Origin of the sequence: Saccharopolyspora pogona (assembly GCF_014697215.1) — a bacterium.
Taxonomy (GTDB): Bacteria; Actinomycetota; Actinomycetes; order Mycobacteriales; family Pseudonocardiaceae; genus Saccharopolyspora; species Saccharopolyspora hattusasensis.
Genome location: NZ_CP031142.1, coordinates 8,373,082 through 8,389,094 on the forward strand (window position 1 = coordinate 8,373,082; position 16,013 = coordinate 8,389,094).

Consider the following 16,013-nt stretch of genomic DNA (forward strand, 5'->3'; position numbering starts at 1 on the left):
ACCAACGTGACCGCTGTTTCCGTGACGCTCGAACCGCCGAAGGCAGGCGAGGTGATCGAGGTGGACGAGATCGAGTTCGTCGGCGACCTGGACGTCCTGTCCGAGTCGAACCGATGCTCGTGCGCCGCCAGCGACGACAACCCGTACTGATCCACAACCGCACCACCCGAACGAGCCTGCACAGCGTCGTGCAGGCTCGTTCGGCGTCTCGCTAGGCTCTCCCGACGTACGTCCCCCGATGCACGAGGTACGACCATGACGCTAGCGCGCCTGGACTGGCAAGAGCTGCCCCCGCACGTCCGCGACGTCATCATGTCCCGGACCGGCCCCGTGCTCGCCGCACAGACGCTCTCGGCCGGTAAGAACTCGGCTATCGCGCTGCTGGTCGAGACCCGCGACGGCCGGGTATTCGTCAAGGGGCTGCATCGTGATCATCCCGGCGTCGTGACCCAGGCACGGGAAGCGATCATCGCGCCGTACGTGGCGGCCGTGTCGCCGCGTCTCCTGTGGCGCGTGGAGGTCGACGGGTGGGACTTGATCGGCGTCGAGTACATCGACGGCCGCCACGCCGACTATCGGCCGGGCTCGCCGGACCTCCCGGCGGTCGTCGACGTCATGCGGCGCCTCGGTGCCGTCGAGTGCCCGGACCTGCCGGAGCTCAAGAGTCCGGCGCAACGGTGGCGCGCCTACGTCGACGACCCAGCGGATCTTGAGTGGTTCGCGGGCTCGACGCTGCTGCATACGGACTACAACCCGTTGAACGTGATCATCGATGATCAGGGGACGGCGCACTTGATCGATTGGGCGTGGCCTACACGCGGCGCTGCGTTCATCGATCCGGCTGTGTTGGTGTACCGGCTCATGTCGGAAGGGCACACAGCCGCCAGTGCCGAATCATGGGTGAGCGATACGCCCGCGTGGACGGCCGCGCCGGAGAAGGCGGTAGATCTGTTCGCTCGCGCTAACGCCCGCGTGTGGGAGCAGATCGCCCGCGATGACCCGCACCCGTGGAAACAGTGCATGGCGGCGATCACCCGTGAGTGGTCCGAGAGCCGACGAGGAACCGTGACCGCGAGCCGGTAACCGGCGCCCCCCGTCCATCTCCCCGCGAAGCTCTCGTCCGGCCGGCGTAGACCTGGAAACGACGAACGCGCCCCGCACCCGGGGCGGGTTCTAGCGATCCTCGCAACACCCTGGATTTCAGGGAGTTGCGAGGATCGTGGTTTCTGAGGAGTTGAGGGTTCGGTTCTTCGAGGCGCTCGACCGGGAGTCGGGCAGCATTCTGGCCGCTGCCCGTGTGGTGGGAGTGAACCGGAACACGGCCTACGGGTGGGCGCGCAAGGCCGGCATCCGAGGGCAGGGAAAGGCGGGTCCTGCCATGAAGGGTGCGGGGCGCATTTGTGTCAGGCGGTGTGTCGCCCGTTGCTGGTGTCGTCGGTCGGGTAGCTCGGCGGGGTGTTGGAGCCGAACGGCGCGTCCCTGACCACAACGGCATCCGACAGTCACTCCAATGTGATCTCGGGGCGCATGGCTCCGGCGAGTAGCCATGTGATCGTGGCGCGGGCTTTGTCGTCGGCCAGCTCCACGTTGATGCCTTCACGGCCGGGCTCGGTGTAGGCCAGCGTCCATGTGCCGTTGTCGTTCCTGGTGATGCTTAGGCGTTCGCCTGCCCCTATGTGGATGGTTCGGTGCATTGGGGCCTTCCGGGTGTTCGGGGTACTGCCTACTAAGGGGGCTTGCCGGGGCGGGTATCCGTCGATGGCATTGGCCTGACGGGCCCGGAACTCCGCGGTTGAGCCCTTCCGCCCCGGGCAAGCACACGCCGGTTTTCCGGCACGGACGATCCTCGAACATCTCGTCGCGCGGGTGACAGGGCACAACGTCCCAAACGGACGTCCCGCGGCCCCGTGTTGCGGTCGTCGCGTGTGGGTGTTGTGCTGATCAGCGGTGGATCCCCATCCATCCCCCGGTGTCCGGTTAGGGGAGCCCCAAGCACCCTGGATGCCGGACAGACCCCCGCACATGTGACCAGCAGGTGTGCGGGGGTCTGTGCTGCTGCAGAAAAGGCTGGCACGTCCTATGGTTTTGATCAGGCGAGACGCCTTGGCAGCGATGCCCCGGGTGGGGTGAAGGGGAGTCCTCTGCCCGGGGCATCTGCTGGGCCAGCGTCAAGCCGAACCGGGAAACAATGAAAGCGCCTCGCGCAACCTTGACCGGGGTTGCGCGAGGCACTTCCGTTGTGGGGCGGACGACCCCCGACGGCGGCCCGTCCCGCCCCCGGAAACCTGGCGAGACCCCCGACGTCTCACCAGGCGCATGTGCTCTGTTATCGCAGTTCAGCAAGCACCGGCGTCGACACTCCTCTCTGCTCACCAGTCACGCAAGAAAGAGGCCGTAAAGAAAGCGCTAGGAACGCGCCGAAAAGAAATCGCCCCCGCACCCGACCGGCGAACCGGAAGGATGCGGAGGCGATCATGTTTGGTTCCCGGCCGCGACCAGGGGGTGGTGTGGCGGCCGGGCATTGGCGAGGCTACTCGACGGTCGAGCGCGAGTCCATGTAGGTCGGCGGCGTGGCCGAGCCCAGCAGGAGCCGGGCCAGCCAGGCGGGCAACCGCGGCTCGGCCCAACGCAGTAGGGCGTAGACCGCGGCGAGCACGATCGGCACGACCAGTGTCGGCCCGGCGTCGCCGAGCGGATCGGTGAGCCAGTCGGGGGTGCCGGCGGTGATGAGCCAGGCGATCAGTGCGGACCAGGCGGCGGGAACGATCGTGCGTAGCCACGCGGTGAGCTGGTCGGGCATCAGGCAGCGTCCTTTTCGGCGAGGCGCTGCGCCAGCTCGGTGACGATCGCGTCGGCCTGGTCCTGGTTGTCTGCGCCGAGCGCGGCGCGTACGGACTCGGCCACGACCGGGCCGACGACTTCGGCGAGCACCGGGCGCAGCGCGGAGACGACTGCGGCCGGGTCGGTCTTGCCCGCGACGGAGATCAGCGCGGGCAGCTGGAAGATCAGGCCGTTGTTGTCGCGGATCGCATCGACTGCGGACACTCGAACCTTGCTGCCGGGGTAGCGGCTGGGCTGCGCGGCGAGCAGCGCGTCGTGCAGGTCCACCAGCATCGCGACCACGGTCCGCGGGCCGATGAGCGTGCCCCAGCCGGATGGCTTGCCGTCCTTCCACGGGCCCATGAGCTCGGCGTCGATGCGACGCAGGATCGCGTCCTGTTCGGGGGTCAAGTCGTCCTCCTGGGGAGCGGCCGCGACATCGCGGCGGAACTGGTCGAGGTCCACGCGGCCGGGGTCGATCTGCCCGGTCACGCTGGTTTCGCGGTGGCCGCGGCGCGTAGCCCGCTCGCGCAACGGCCCCCGCCGGGGGTCCCGGCGGGGGCCGCATCACGTTGCTTCCGGGTCAGTTCTGGTAGATCGGTTGGGTTTGCGGGTTGAATTCCTCGAAGCGGATCTTCTTCGCCGAGTCGGTTCGCTTGTCGCGGATGTCCAGCACGTCCAGGCCTTCCTGGATGCCGCTGGAGTAGATGTAACCGTTGTAGTAGTACGCCGACCAGGAGCCCGCCACCTGTAGCTTCGCCGGGTCGAACGCGGTGCGGTCGAAGAAGCCGATCTCCTGTGGCTGCGTGGAATCGGTGAAGTCCCACACCGAGACGCCGCCCTGGTACCAGGCTTGCACCATGATGTCGCGGCCGTCGACGGGGATCAGCGAACCGTTGTGTGCCACGCAGTTCTCGGTGTCGGCTTGGTGGCGGGGGATCTTGAAGTAGTTGCGGAACTCCAGCTTCGAGTCCGCGCCGATGCCGACGATGTCGTAGACGCCGTTGGCGCCGCGGGCCGGGCCGGTCGCCTCGTTGCAGGTGGCCGCGCCGCCGCCGCCGAGCTCGTCGGTGAAGACGACCTTGGTACCGGTGTTGTTCCACGTGGCGCTGTGCCAGAACGCGAAGTTCTCGTCGTCGCGGACCTGGTTGATGATCCGCGGCTTCTCGCGGTCGGAGATGTCCAGCAGCACACCGTCACCCATGCAGGCGCCGGCGGCCAGGTCCTTCTCCGGGAACGCGGTGATGTCGTGGCAACCGGTGGTCTCGCGCGTGTTCGGCGTGCCCGGGTTGCCGCCGTCCGGGAACAGCACCGGCGCGTCCACCAGCACGGGCTCGGCCGGGTTGGCCAGCGGCACCTTGATGATCGAGATCTTGTCGTGCGGCGGCTGGCACTTGGGGAACTCAGCGCGCGGGCCGTAGGACGAGACGTAGAGGTACACCGCCTCGCCGGTCTTGTCCGGCACCAGCGTGTGGGTGTGCGAGCCGCAGTCGGTGGCGATCGCCGACACGTAGCGCGGCTTGGCCGGGTCGCTGATGTCGAAGACCTTCATGCCCTCCCAGCCGTTGGGGTCCGCGGCGTCGGTCTTCTCGCTGGTGCACGTGTTGTTCGTGCGCGGGTAGTCGGTGGAGACGAACAGCAGGTTGCCCGAGACCGAGACGTCGCCCTGGCCGCCGGGGCACAGCACCTGCGTGACGATCTTCGGCTTCTTCGGGTTCTTGATGTCGTAGACGACGAAACCGTCGTAGTTGCCGACGTACGCGTAGTTCTGCTTGAACGCGATGTCCGTGCCGAAGGCATCGAGGGTGTTGAACGGCGCCTGCTTCGGCAGGTTCGCGACGTGCTCGATGTTCTTACTTTTGCTGATGTCGCCGGACGGCGCGGCGACGGTCTGCGCGGAGAGCTGCTCCGGGCCGTTGTTCGGCGGGGTCGCCGCTGATGCCGGGGCGAGCGCTAAGCCGAGAGTCAACACGCCGATCGCGGCGCCCAGCACGCGCCATCTACCCCTGGGGCTCGGTTTCAAGATCATCCACTCCCATGCTCGTCGCTGCCCGGTCCGGGCAGTCGAAAAGGGCGGTACCGAGTACCACTGGAGATCAGTATTGTTATGTCCGGATCGTGTCCCTATCGGCCATCTGGCGGTATTTGTCCGCGGAATAAGGAGGATTCGATGCGCCGGTCAACAGCCGCGTTGCTCCTGGCGGTCGGAGCGCTCGCCGGGTGCGCGACCGAGCAGGCGCCGCCGCCGGTGGTGTTGCCGGGCGCGCCGGGTGACCAGCCGCAGGTGGTGGCGAGCGCGGCGCCGGAGCGGAGCACGCCGGTGGACGTCGAGGCGGACTACGTGCGCATGATGATCGCGCACCACCAGCAGGCGGTGGAGATGACGGCGCTGTCTCCGGAACGAGCGCAGAACCCCAAGGTCCGCGCGTTGTCGGACCGCATCGGCGGAGCGCAGGGCCCGGAAATCGGTGCCATGCGGGGCTGGTTGGCCACCCGCGGGTTGTCCGAGAGCGAAGCCCACGGCGGACACGGTGGTCACGGTGGTCACGGTGGTCACGATCACGCGAGCATGCCGGGCATGGCGGCGCCGGAACAGCTGGAGCAGCTCGGGAACTCCAGGGGAGCGGACTTCGACCGCCTGTTTCTGCAGCTGATGGTCGCCCACCACGAGGGCGCCCTGACGATGGCCACGGACGTCCTGGCCAACGGCCTGGACGAGCAGACCCACGCGATGGCCCAAGATGTCCTCGTGACCCAGCAGGACGAGATCGACACCATGCGCGCGCTGCAGGCCGAAGTGGGCTGAGTCGTCCAGGTTCGTCCTAAGAGGACAACGTATTGCGCTGTTCCGCTTCCCCGCAGGGGGTCTTCCTGCGAAGATCCAAGATCTGGATCCGCGCGATCCTGGAGAGGGGATCATGGCAGGCGACGCGATGCCCGGCGGTGTTCTGGCCGCCGTTTCGGTACTGGCTGGAATGGGGTTGTTGTGCGGCCGTTAGGTCCATCGGGCCCGCGCGAGGTCGGGCAGTACCGGGTGCTCGCGGAACTGGGCCGGGGCGGTATGGGGCGGGTGCTGCTGGGGAGCGGCCCGGACGGCCGGCTGGTCGCGCTGAAGCTGGTGCACGAGCAGTTCGCCGAGGACGACGGGTTCCGGGCGAGGTTCCGCGCCGAGGTGGAGGCGTCTCGCGCGGTGTCCGGCGCGTACACCGCCGCGGTGGTCGACGCCGATCCGGACGCGTCCACGCCGTGGCTGGCATCGGTTTTCGTGCCCGGTCCCTCGCTGCACGAGACGGCCGCGGCCATCGGTGCGCTGCCGGAGGATTCGGTGCTGCGCCTGGCCGCCGGGCTGGCCACCGCGTTGGTCCAGATCCACCGGGCCGAGCTGGTGCACCGGGACCTGAAGCCGTCCAACGTGCTGCTCACCGAGGACGGTCCCCGGGTGATCGACTTCGGCATCGTCCGGGCCGTCAACGGCGACCGGGCCGGCGACCTGACCCGGGCCGGCTGGCTGGTCGGCTCGCCCGCGTTCATGTCCCCGGAACAGGCCAAGGGCGAGCCGGTTACCCCGGCCAGCGACGTGTTCTCCCTCGGCTCGGTCGTGGTCGCGGCCTGCACGGGTGCCAGCCCGTTCAACGGCACTGCGACCTTGCAGACCCTGAACAACGTCGTGCAGATCGACCCGGACCTCTCCGGGGTCCCCAGCACGATCCGGCGCATCGTCGAGCCGTGCCTGGCCAAGGACCCCGCCGACCGGCCCACCCCGGCCGAGCTGCTGGCATCGATCGGCCAGATCGCCCCGTCCGCGCGGCCGTGGCCGGCCGGGGTGCACCAGTTGATCAAGCGGCGACACGCCGGCATCGCCCGGCTCCTCGACCCGTCGCAGGAACCGGCGGCGATCACCGGCCCGCCGACGGTGGTCTCCACCCGGGTGGTGACCGGTCCAGCGGTCGACTCGACCCGCGAGGCCGGCACCGGGGAAACCCCGACCACGCGAACCGTGCCGGCGGCCGACCGGTCCAGCGGGCGTGCCCGGCGACGCTGGCTGGGCCTCGGTACCGCCGCAATCGCCGCAGCGCTGGCCGGCGTCCTGATCTGGACGCTGTGGCCGGCACCGCCAATCCCCCCGCCACCGCGGCTTCCCCAGGTCGGTGCGATGACTGCTGCCTCCCCGGCCGGATATGTGGTGTTCAGCCCGGACGGCCGAATCCTGGCAACCCGCCACCAGGACGACACCGTGCAGTTGTGGGATGTGACCAGCGGTCGTCAGTTGGGCCAGATCCTCGGCCCGTTCGACGATCTGCGCGACATGGTGCTCAGCCCCGACAACCGCACCCTGACCATCGCGAGGCACAACGGCTCCAACGGTTTCCTGCAGCTGTGGGACGTGGCCAGCGGCCACCAGGTCGGCCAACACCCGATTGCCGGAATCGGCGATCTGGACGAGACGTGGGACTGGCTGGTGTTCAGCCCGGATGGCCGAACCCTGGCAGCTACCTACGAGAACCAGGACGTCGTGCGGCTGTGGGAGGTGGCCAGCGGTCAGCCGATCGGAGACCTGAACGTCCGGAACGACGGGGACTACAACGCCCCTTGGGTCATGTTCAGCCCGGATGGCCGAACCGTCGCAATCAAGACGAAGTGGTCCGAGCAGAACGGGTCCAAGGACGACATCAGCGTCGTGACGCTGTGGGACGTGGCTAACCGCCAGCAGATCGGCAACCCGATCAGCATGCCCCGGGACGAGCGCCTCAGCAGCGCCACGTTCAGCCCCGACGGCCGCGTCCTGGTGACCGTTGGCAGGGGCACCGAGACCACGTCCGACGATGGGAGCGCATCCGCCGACGAGACCAGCAGCGAGACCGCCGAGACCAGCAAGGTGCGACTGTGGGACGTAGCCAGCCACAACCAGATCCGCCAGCCCAGCGCCGTTCCCATCGGTGACTGGCAAGTGCCCAACCGGGGCGGAAGCCTGCTCGCCATCAAGGATGACGGCAGCGTGCGGCTGTGGAACGTGGCCAGCAGCGAGCAGATCGGCCCCTCGATCGACCGCATCACCACCATGGCGTTCAGCCAGGATGGCCGCACCCTGGCAACCGCAGGCGAGGACGGCACCGTGCGGCTCTGGAGCGTCCCAGGCAGCTGACCTGCGCCCCGATCGCGAAGCGTGAAGGGCACCTTCTGCCGAGCATGCTGGTAAAAGGTGCCCTTCGCTTCGAAGGACTTATGCGTTGAAGCGACCTGCCTTGACGGCGGAGACGAACTGCTGCCACTGCCGCCGGTCCGCGACTACGTACCCGGCGGCCCGATCCTTGGTGTCGCGAACAGCCGCGCCGCCGCCGAGGCGACCGACTTCGACGCAGGAGCCACCGTTGGCGCTGTAGCTCGACTTGCGCCACCCTATGGGCCCTAAGCTCTTGATCGTGTCCATTGCGGTCACATCTCCTTCGCCTCGAAGGACTTACGCGTTGAAGCGCCCCGCCTTCACGGCGGAGACGAACTGTTGCCACTGCCGCCGGTCAGCGACAAAGTAACCGGCGGCCCGATCCTTGGTGTCGCGGACGGCCGCGCCACCGCCGAGGCGACCTATCTCGACGCAGGAGTCGTTCGGGTTGGACCAGCTGGATTTGCGCCAGCCGGTAGGTAACACCGAGGGGGTCTTCATTGCTTTCTGCTCCCTTCCAGTCGCTCGGCCACCTCGGCCATGAGCTTGGTCGACGCATCTGATGGCATGGCCAACTCGTCGAGCGTAGTGAGGGCTTTCCGGTATGCCTCAACATCTTTCTGGTCGTAGAGGAACGCTGGTCCTCGGTAGTGCTCCAGGTGGATGATCGGTGCAGCCTTGGCAAACTCGAAGAGCACGAACGACCCGTTATGCGCCAAAGTCCACTGCTGCAGGCGCTTTGGAAGGATGCGCACGGTCGCGCGGCCCGTCTCGGCTGCGGAGACGATGTGCCGAAGTTGTGCGGCCATGACTCCGGGCCCACCGATGTCGTCATCCAGGACCCGCTCGGAGATGAATGCTTCGAGGTTTCCGGAGGCGAGCACCGCGCTGCTACGCGACATTCGAAGCTCGATACGCACTTCGCGTTCCTCGCCGTCGAGGCTTGACATGATGTGCTTGGCGAAGGCGCGGGTCTGCAACGGTCCCGGGATCACCAGCGGCGCGACGTGGACGACGCGTTGGGCGGTCCGTTCGAACTCGGCCAGGTTGAGAAGGTGTTTGTGAAGACCGGAGCGGCTGCTGCCGATGAGATTCGGCTCCGATGACCGCTTTGCGAGCTCCAAGAGTTCCTCGTAGCGCTCGACCGAAGTGCCGAGCGCGGTGAGCAGACGCGCGAGCGTGTCTGGAGTCGGTGAGCGTACGCCTGTCTCATAGCGAGAGACGGCGGCGTGTCCCAGTCCTATCTTCGCAGCCAGCTCGCGGACCGTGAACCCGGCTTCTTTCCGCAGTTCGCGGAGTTCCGCGCCGAGAATCCGGGCTTGCGGCGAGTGGTGCTCGACGTCTCCGGCCATGCACCAAGCTTAGGCGCGGCTGCCGCGTTCGTGATCACTCGTCCAGGGAATTGATGGATTTGTCTCCGGAACCAAGAATAGGTTCCGGATACATTGGAAAGGTGATGACGATGTTCAACGGTTTCTCGGTGGACTGGTTCTGGCGGCCGGTGGGTGTCGGACGGCATGCCTTCGGCGTGAAGGCGAAGCAGCTTGCGCCGGACTCGGCGGTGGTTTCGTTCTGCGGCGTTGAGGTCCAGGCGTGGCAGGTGCAGCGGCTTCCTCCGGAATCGGAGTGGATAGCCGAGGACACCTGCATGAAGTGCTGGCGACTCATAGCGAAGCGCTTCGACTAGCGCCCCAGACGGCCTCGCTGCAGCGGATTCCCCGACCCGGTGCGGTGAGGCATGACCGGTCGGAGCGGGCCCGAACCCCCTCCCCGACGCCCGCTCCGGCCGGTCCCCAAATCACGTCGATTCCCGTGGAAGGACGAAGAAATGGCTGTACTGCTCGGATCGCTGGTTATCGTGGTCGTCCTCGCCGGTGCGGCGTTCGTCCGGATCGGCCGAAGCTCCGGACAGCACGTCGGAGCAGGCGCAGGTGCAACCGGCGTGTGGCAGTTGTGCGCAAGAGTTGCGGGGGAGCGACAGCTGGCGCTCGAAGCCGAAGCCTACGGTCGGCACGCACTGCGGGAGCCTGGCAGATCAGTCGTACAAGTGACGTGACCGAGCTGTGGTCAGATGAGTGAAGGGCACTTCTGACCGATAAATGGGACAGCAAGTGTTCTCCTAGGTCAGGCCTGGTGCATTCGATCTTGGTTAGATGTCTCCTGCGTGTGGCGGCTATTTATCGAACTACTATCGAGACGCTCGATCCGTGTCGGCTCCGTGCCTGCGATCCGGACTGCCGTCAGGCGGCCGTCCTCCCGCCGATAGCACACATACAACGTGTGCCGGCCGCCTTCGGCAAGGTTGCTTGTGCCCACGCAATCGCTTGGTGCACGTCGCACTCTTCGAGCTCGTAGGCGTAGTTCCACCACCCAACCCGTTCTGGAGGAACTTGGACGTTGGGGAAGGGCTGCGACCACATGTACACCCGGAAAACAGGGTGGTCATCCTCGATCGTCACGTCCCGCTCATCGACGGGGTTGACCCCCATGATCGCAGCCTCCTTACGCTACGGCGTGGTCACGGGAACCAACGGGGTGTCCCCACGCGACCAAACGCCACAACCTGCGCGTCCTCGGGATCCTCGAGCGGTCCGCCCACCAGTGGGGCAGGGCGACCACCGCTACCGGGTTGTGGGCCAGTGCTCCGCCCTTCAGGGCGGGGGTGAAGGCTCGCGCTGGGAGGGCCGTGAAGGCCCGAGCAGTGCCTTAAGTCGGACGGTTCTGCTGTTCGATGTACTGCTTCACGACGCTCAGCGGTGCCCTGCCGACGGAGCCTGCGAAGTACGAGCCCGACCAGAGTTTGTTGGCTCGGTAGTAGTGGCGTACGAGGTCGGGAACTCCTGGCGCAGGCGTCGGGAGGACACGCCCTTGGGGGAGTTGACCAGGCGGGCCATGGCGGCCTTGGGCGGGTAGTTGACGAGCAGGTGGACGTGGTTGTTCTCGCCGTTGAACTCGACCAGCTCAGCCTCGAAGTCCCGGCACACGTCCCGCATGATCTGCTCCATCCTCGACAGGTGCCGGTCGCCGAACACCTTGTGCCGGAACTTCGTCACGAAGACCAAGTGAACGTGCATCGCGAAAACACGGTGTCTTCCGGTTCGAATGCCTTCGAATTCAGCCATAAACCAATGGTACAGTGCGCTCGTGCAGCTCCGTTTCAACTACCGCGTGTATCCGACGCCGGGCCAGCAGATCGAGTTGGCTCGGGCGTTCGGGTGCGCGCGGGTGGTGTTCAACGACGGGCTGCGCCCGCGCCGGCAAGCCAGGGACGCGCACGAGAAGTACATCTCCGACAGCGAGTTGTCCCGGCGGTTGATCACCGAAGCCAAGCTGACGCCGGAACGGGCGTGGCTGGGCGAGGTCTCCGCCGTGGTGTTACAGCAGGCCCTGGCGGACCTGAACACCGCGTACCGCAACTTCTTCCACTCGATCACGGGCAAGCGCAAGGGCCGCAAGGTGGCCCCGCCGCGGTTGCGGTCCCGCAAGGACAACCAGCAGGCCATCCGGTTCACCAAAAACTCCCGGTTCAAGGTGCTGGACAACGGACGGCTCAGATTGCCGAAGGTCGGCGACCTGGAGGTGCGCTGGTCACGGCAACTACCCTCGGACCCGTCTTCCGTAGCGATCATCAAGGACGCGGCGGGCCGGTACTTCGCATCGTTCGTCGTACAGACAGGCGAGGACGAAACGTTGCCGCCGGTCGACTCCGAGGTGGGCATCGACCTGGGCCTGACCCACTTCGCGGTGCTGTCGGACGGCACGAAGGTCGCCGCCCCGAAGTTCCTGCGCCGCGCGGCCCGCAAGCTCAAGCGGTTGCAGCAGGACCTCTCGCGCAAGCAGAAGGGCTCGGCCAACCGCAAGAAGGCCGTGACCAAGGTGGCTCGCGCTCACGCACGGGTGGCCGACACCCGGCGGGACTGGCAGCACAAACTGTCCACGACCATCATCCGCGAGAACCAAGCGGTGTACGTCGAGGACCTGTGCGTCGTCGGTCTCGGCCGGACGAGACTGGCGAAGTCGGTGCACGACGCCGGGTGGGCCGGAAAGGCCGCCCGGTATGGGCGGACGTTCGGCCGGGTGGACCGGTACTTCCCGTCCACCCGGATGTGTTCGGCCTGCGGGCGCATCAACGACAAGATGGCCCTCACCGTCCGATCGTGGGACTGCCCGTGCGGCAGTCACCACGACCGGGACGTGAACGCAGCGAAGAACGTGTTGGCCGCCGGGCAGGCGGACAACGGAAACGACCGTGGAGCGCACGTAAGACCGGGACTCGTCCGGGCGGCGCGCAGGGAAGCGGTAACCCACCCGGACGCCGCGCGGTCCACGCGCAACGTGGAGGGAATCTCCGTCCTTTAGGACGGAGAGGATGTCAATGGCGGATCGCTTTCGCGCTGCAGAGTCCGGGTCGGGTGTGGTTTCAGCCGGCATGAGTCCTTCTTTGCTTTAGAGCAACACGAAACAGGCCCGTCCCCAGGAAGCGAGACGGGCTCGTTCATGCGCTGCTGCGATCTCTAGCGCGAAGGTGCACTCCGTACGGAAGCCCTTACTTGGGGAGCCGCGATTCGGCCTTGCTCGCCGCCTTCTCGGCCTCACCGCACGGATCTGCGACCGAATCCGCCATGATTCCCGTCACCGTGAAGAGAACGACGCCGCCACCTGCGTCAACCACGACTGAGCAACCGCCCTGGTTGCTGGCACCTGCTTCGACGCCACGCGCAGCTTTCCGGCCGTTGATGTTGAACTTCTCGTACTTGTCCCAATGGCCACTGGTTTCGTACTTGTCGACGGTCTGCTCCGCGTTTTTGTACAGGGTGAGAAGGATCTTCTCGCCCTCGTAAGAACAGCCTGGTTCAGACTTGATTTCCTCGACCTTCTCGCCAGGCCCGCTGACACTGGCTCCGCTCAAGTCCTGGGGAGTGAGGAACGCACACGGGTCGAAGTTTTTCAAGCCGGATGCCTCAGCCTGGGTCGTGGGGGTTGCCTGAATCGCGTTGCCGTTATGCGGCGTCCCGCCGGCAGAGCAGGCGGCAAGGCCGAGCAGCGCCACGCCTGCGACGGCCGAGATCAACGAGCGGGAAAGTCGGGTCACTGGATACCTCGCTGCAAGTCCTGGGCGATCTGATCGTCGGTCGAACGGTAGTCCTTCGCCGCAGCCCGGAACGCATCCGCCTGCGCCTGGAGTTCTTTCTGCATCATGCGGATCAGCTCGATCGCGCCAGCACCGGGCGCATTCGCCTTGTCTTCAAAGCGCTTGGCCAGCTGTTGCCCGTCTGGATAATTCCCCAAGCCCTGGACGCGGCTGATCTGCTGGGCATTTCGCACAAGCTTCGCCAGCTCGCGGATCTCTTCCTCGCAGCGCTTCGCAGCCTTCTCCGCCACTTCGGGGTCCAAGGCGAGCTTGCCCCCTGAAACTTGCTGGTTGACCCACTGCGTCTGCTGCCGGACGGCTTGAAGTCCCTCCGCTGCGGCTTGGAAACCACCTTGAGTCACAATCGCCTCTCCCCCTGGCCTGTCGATCAACGAGGGGGATGTTATCGGCCACGTCCCTGCCACGGGAGTGGTTTCGGACATACCAAGCCGAGCGCCGTTGCGATTGCCAACGACGCTCTACCGGCTGACCTCTATATGCACTGCGCAGCTGGACCCGCGCTACTGCCTTGTTCGCTCGTTCGTTTCTGCATCACTCCCTGAAGCTCATCGAAGTCGTCGTCGGAGCGCTGGACAGCCTGTAGAGCTCCTGCAATCGGTCTAACGCCGGCGTTCCTGTGATCGGTGGCAGCGGCGGGATCCCCGGAAGCATGAATCGCGGTCGCGTCGGTTCGTCGAGGTGGCCGCGGACGGCAGGCCATGGGTTGCCGTCTGGCCTCACGACATCGTCCGTCGGTTCGGTGCTTGCCTTTCGGTGTGCGCGTCCTCGTGTGCGTTCAACCGTTCCCGGTCGTGGATCTCGATGCCGCAGTGGTAGCAGGATCGCGAAAGCCGCTCGAATTGCTGCTGGCGCGTCTCGCCTGGTCGGCGCGCCATGTGTGGCCGCCATGCTCCGAGTCCCAATCCAGTCACCTCCGGGGCTTCCTTGGGCGGCTGGCTCGGCGCCAGGCCACGAACAGCAGCGGGACGACCAGAGTCCACGCCAAGGCGCCGATCAATGCGGCAACGGTCGGAGACATGACCACCACCCAGGTGCGAGCCGTCGTTAATCGTGGCAATCGTTGCATACGTAGGTCTTCGATGCAAATGTTGCTGAACGCGGGTATACGCGGCGTTTGTAGCGCATCGTGGCGGCGTGTCCACCGACAAACTCGTGCCAACCGGCGTCGCAGCAAAGGCGATCGGCGTCGATCGGGGCACACTCTTCCGCTGGTGGCAATCCGGCCTCGTTGAACCGGCGTTCGTTACGCCTGGTGGTCACGCCCGGTGGGATGTCGACAAGCTCATCGAGGACTTGCGCAAGCAGCGCCAGCGGGACGAGTAGGAACAGCAAGAGTTCCCGCCTGGTTCCACTCGGTACAAGACGGGCGCTGTCGTATCTGCTGGTCGGGCCGCGTGTCGTGGTCTACATGATTCGCGTTACGGGTTCTCCGCGAGTCGGACCTTGCGCCTCGCGGGGCCCTGCGCCTCGGCCAGTCGGTCATCAAAGGTGCCCTTCGGACCCGGAAAAGATCACGCCTTGAGGGCTGCTTTCACGATCGCTAGGGCTTCGGTGGCCGGGATGCCCAGGGCGTGGGTGATCTGGGCGTAGGTCGCTGCCGCTTCGGCCGCTCGGGCCGCTGCTTGGTTGCCCGCGTCGCTGACGAAAGTGCCTGCGCGGCCGCGAGTTTGGAGCAGGCCCGCCTGTTCCAGCTCCCGGTAGGCCTTCGCCGCCGTGTTCGCCGCGATGCCCAGGTCCGCCGCCAGCGCCCGGACCGTAGGGAGCTTGGTGCCCACCGGCAGTTCGCCGCTGTTGATCTGCTCGGCGAGGGTCGACCGCACCTGTTCGAAGGGCGGCACGTTGGAGTTCGGGTCAACGCTGATCCGCATGGCTCTCCTGGGTCGAGGTCGCGTTCAGGATTTCCGGAAGGCGTCGAGCAGTCGTTCCGCCGCGAGGCTGGCGGTGAGTTCTCCCGCCCGCACCTGGGTTTCCACCTCGCCGACGATCGCGCGCACCCCGGGGTGGTGGGTGAGCTCCGACATCAGCTGGTCGCGGACCAGCGCCCAGGTCCACTCGACCTGCTGGCGGCTGCGCTTCTCCGCCAGCTCGCCGGTCTCGGCCAGCGCCGCCCGGTGCTGCTCGATCTGCTCCCACAACGTGTCCAGGCCGAGCCCCTGCAGGCCGCTGCAGGTCAGCACCGGCGGCGTCCAGGTCGCGCTGACCGGGGTGAGCAGGCGCAGGGCGCTGCGTAGTTCGCGGGCGGCCTTGCGGGCTTCGGCGGCGTGATCGCCGTCGGCCTTGTTGACGGCGATGACGTCCGCCAGCTCCAGCACGCCCTTCTTGATGCCCTGCAGCTGGTCGCCGGTGCGGGCCAGGGTGAGCAGCAGGAAGCAGTCCACCATGCCCGCCACAGTCACCTCGGACTGGCCGACGCCGACCGTTTCGACCAGCACGACGTCGTAACCGGCCGCCTCCATCAGCACGATCGTCTCGCGTGTCGCGCGCGCGACGCCGCCGAGCGTGCCCGCCGACGGCGACGGCCGCACGAACGCCGCCGGGTCGCTGGCCAGCCGGCCCATCCGGGTCTTGTCGCCGAGGATGCTGCCGCCGCTTCGCGTCGAGGACGGGTCGACCGCCAGCACCGCGACGCGGTGCCCCGCCGCGGTCAGCATCGAGCCCAGCGACTCGATGAACGTCGACTTGCCGACGCCGGGCACGCCGGTGATGCCGACCCGGTGCGCGCCGCCGCTGTGCGGCAGCAGCTCGACGAGCAGCTCCTGGGCCAGCGCCCGGTGGTCCTTGCGGGTCGATTCGACCAGCGTGATCGCCTGCGCCAGCTTGGTGCGGGAACCGGCGAGCACGCCCTTGGCGTAGTCCTGGACGTCGATCGTTCGCGGCATG

Annotated in this window: 17 protein-coding genes and 2 pseudogenes; 7 read left to right on the forward strand and 12 right to left on the reverse strand. The window is 66.9% G+C overall.

Going from position 1 to position 16,013, the window contains the following annotated elements; all coding sequences use genetic code 11:
* Positions 1 to 6: 6 nt before the first annotated feature.
* Both DL519_RS39650 and DL519_RS39655 read left to right on the forward strand, forming a co-directional pair.
* The gene (locus tag DL519_RS39650) at positions 7 to 150 is read left to right on the forward strand and encodes a hypothetical protein (protein ID WP_190824654.1); all 144 of its coding nucleotides are present in this window, start codon (positions 7 to 9) and stop codon (positions 148 to 150) included.
* Between the two features lie 105 nt (positions 151 to 255).
* Positions 256 to 1,083 carry an aminoglycoside phosphotransferase gene (locus tag DL519_RS39655; RefSeq protein ID WP_223840055.1) on the forward strand — a complete coding sequence of 276 codons (828 nt, stop codon included), beginning with the start codon at positions 256 to 258 and terminating at the stop codon, positions 1,081 to 1,083.
* A gap of 419 nt (positions 1,084 to 1,502) precedes the next feature.
* Here DL519_RS39655 and DL519_RS39660 read toward each other — a convergent pair whose 3' ends face one another.
* The 4 genes from DL519_RS39660 to DL519_RS39675 form a co-directional block, all read right to left on the reverse strand.
* On the reverse strand, positions 1,503 to 1,694 hold the full coding sequence (locus tag DL519_RS39660; protein WP_190822545.1) for a hypothetical protein: 192 nt from the start codon (positions 1,692 to 1,694) through the stop codon (positions 1,503 to 1,505).
* Between the two features lie 836 nt (positions 1,695 to 2,530).
* Positions 2,531 to 2,800, reverse strand: coding sequence for a hypothetical protein (locus tag DL519_RS39665; protein ID WP_190822547.1), 270 nt, complete (start codon positions 2,798 to 2,800; stop codon positions 2,531 to 2,533).
* Positions 2,800 to 3,312: a hypothetical protein gene (locus tag DL519_RS39670; RefSeq protein WP_190822549.1), complete on the reverse strand. Its 513-nt coding sequence runs from the start codon at positions 3,310 to 3,312 to the stop codon at positions 2,800 to 2,802. Before DL519_RS39670 ends, DL519_RS39665 begins: the two co-directional genes overlap by 1 nt.
* A 91-nt stretch (positions 3,313 to 3,403) precedes the next feature.
* Entirely contained in the window at positions 3,404 to 4,849 is a 1,446-nt protein-coding gene (locus tag DL519_RS39675) for an LVIVD repeat-containing protein (RefSeq protein ID WP_190822551.1), read from the reverse strand.
* Positions 4,850 to 4,990: 141 nt separating this feature from the next.
* Between DL519_RS39675 and DL519_RS39680 the strand changes: the two genes are divergently transcribed.
* Positions 4,991 to 5,626, forward strand: coding sequence for a DUF305 domain-containing protein (locus DL519_RS39680; protein WP_190822553.1), 636 nt, complete (start codon positions 4,991 to 4,993; stop codon positions 5,624 to 5,626).
* A gap of 180 nt (positions 5,627 to 5,806) precedes the next feature.
* The gene (locus DL519_RS39685) at positions 5,807 to 7,963 is read left to right on the forward strand and encodes a WD40 repeat domain-containing serine/threonine protein kinase (RefSeq protein WP_190822555.1); all 2,157 of its coding nucleotides are present in this window, start codon (positions 5,807 to 5,809) and stop codon (positions 7,961 to 7,963) included.
* Between the two features lie 78 nt (positions 7,964 to 8,041).
* Here the strand turns inward: DL519_RS39685 and DL519_RS39690 are convergent, their stop codons facing one another.
* Genes DL519_RS39690 through DL519_RS39700 form a run of 3 tightly spaced genes read right to left on the reverse strand, consistent with a single transcriptional unit; the run spans position 8,042 to position 9,333 of the window.
* On the reverse strand, positions 8,042 to 8,248 hold the full coding sequence (locus DL519_RS39690) for a DUF397 domain-containing protein (protein WP_190822557.1): 207 nt from the start codon (positions 8,246 to 8,248) through the stop codon (positions 8,042 to 8,044).
* A 30-nt stretch (positions 8,249 to 8,278) separates the two neighbouring features.
* Positions 8,279 to 8,482, reverse strand: a complete 204-nt coding sequence (locus tag DL519_RS39695; RefSeq protein WP_190822559.1) for a DUF397 domain-containing protein — start codon at positions 8,480 to 8,482, stop codon at positions 8,279 to 8,281.
* Positions 8,479 to 9,333, reverse strand: a complete 855-nt coding sequence (locus DL519_RS39700) for a helix-turn-helix domain-containing protein (RefSeq protein ID WP_190822561.1) — start codon at positions 9,331 to 9,333, stop codon at positions 8,479 to 8,481. The genes DL519_RS39695 and DL519_RS39700 overlap by 4 nt, the downstream gene beginning before the upstream one ends.
* 110 nt (positions 9,334 to 9,443) lie before the next feature.
* Between DL519_RS39700 and DL519_RS39705 the strand changes: the two genes are divergently transcribed.
* Positions 9,444 to 9,668, forward strand: a complete 225-nt coding sequence (locus DL519_RS39705) for a zinc finger protein (protein ID WP_190822563.1) — start codon at positions 9,444 to 9,446, stop codon at positions 9,666 to 9,668.
* A gap of 1,019 nt (positions 9,669 to 10,687) precedes the next feature.
* Here DL519_RS39705 and tnpA read toward each other — a convergent pair.
* Positions 10,688 to 11,103, reverse strand: a pseudogene (tnpA, locus tag DL519_RS39710) (IS200/IS605 family transposase).
* Positions 11,104 to 11,125: 22 nt separating this feature from the next.
* On the opposite strand from tnpA, the gene DL519_RS39715 reads away from it, so the two are divergent.
* Positions 11,126 to 12,340: an RNA-guided endonuclease InsQ/TnpB family protein gene (locus DL519_RS39715; protein ID WP_190822565.1), complete on the forward strand. Its 1,215-nt coding sequence runs from the start codon at positions 11,126 to 11,128 to the stop codon at positions 12,338 to 12,340.
* Between the two features lie 187 nt (positions 12,341 to 12,527).
* Here the strand turns inward: DL519_RS39715 and DL519_RS39720 are convergent, their stop codons facing one another.
* Together DL519_RS39720 and DL519_RS39725 are read right to left on the reverse strand one after the other, a co-directional pair.
* Positions 12,528 to 13,073, reverse strand: a complete 546-nt coding sequence (locus DL519_RS39720; RefSeq protein ID WP_223840056.1) for a DUF3558 family protein — start codon at positions 13,071 to 13,073, stop codon at positions 12,528 to 12,530.
* Positions 13,070 to 13,504, reverse strand: coding sequence for a hypothetical protein (locus tag DL519_RS39725; RefSeq protein ID WP_223840057.1), 435 nt, complete (start codon positions 13,502 to 13,504; stop codon positions 13,070 to 13,072). Before DL519_RS39725 ends, DL519_RS39720 begins: the two co-directional genes overlap by 4 nt.
* Before the next feature lie 739 nt (positions 13,505 to 14,243).
* Here DL519_RS39725 and DL519_RS39730 point away from each other — a divergent pair.
* Positions 14,244 to 14,456: pseudogene (locus tag DL519_RS39730) on the forward strand (hypothetical protein); the annotation flags it as partial.
* A 188-nt stretch (positions 14,457 to 14,644) separates the two neighbouring features.
* On the opposite strand, the gene DL519_RS39735 reads toward DL519_RS39730, so the two are convergent.
* The gene (locus DL519_RS39735) at positions 14,645 to 15,001 is read right to left on the reverse strand and encodes a GntR family transcriptional regulator (protein ID WP_190822569.1); all 357 of its coding nucleotides are present in this window, start codon (positions 14,999 to 15,001) and stop codon (positions 14,645 to 14,647) included.
* Between the two features lie 24 nt (positions 15,002 to 15,025).
* On the reverse strand, positions 15,026 to 16,012 hold the full coding sequence (gene meaB / locus DL519_RS39740) for a methylmalonyl Co-A mutase-associated GTPase MeaB (protein ID WP_010307060.1): 987 nt from the start codon (positions 16,010 to 16,012) through the stop codon (positions 15,026 to 15,028).
* Position 16,013: the final 1 nt, after the last annotated feature.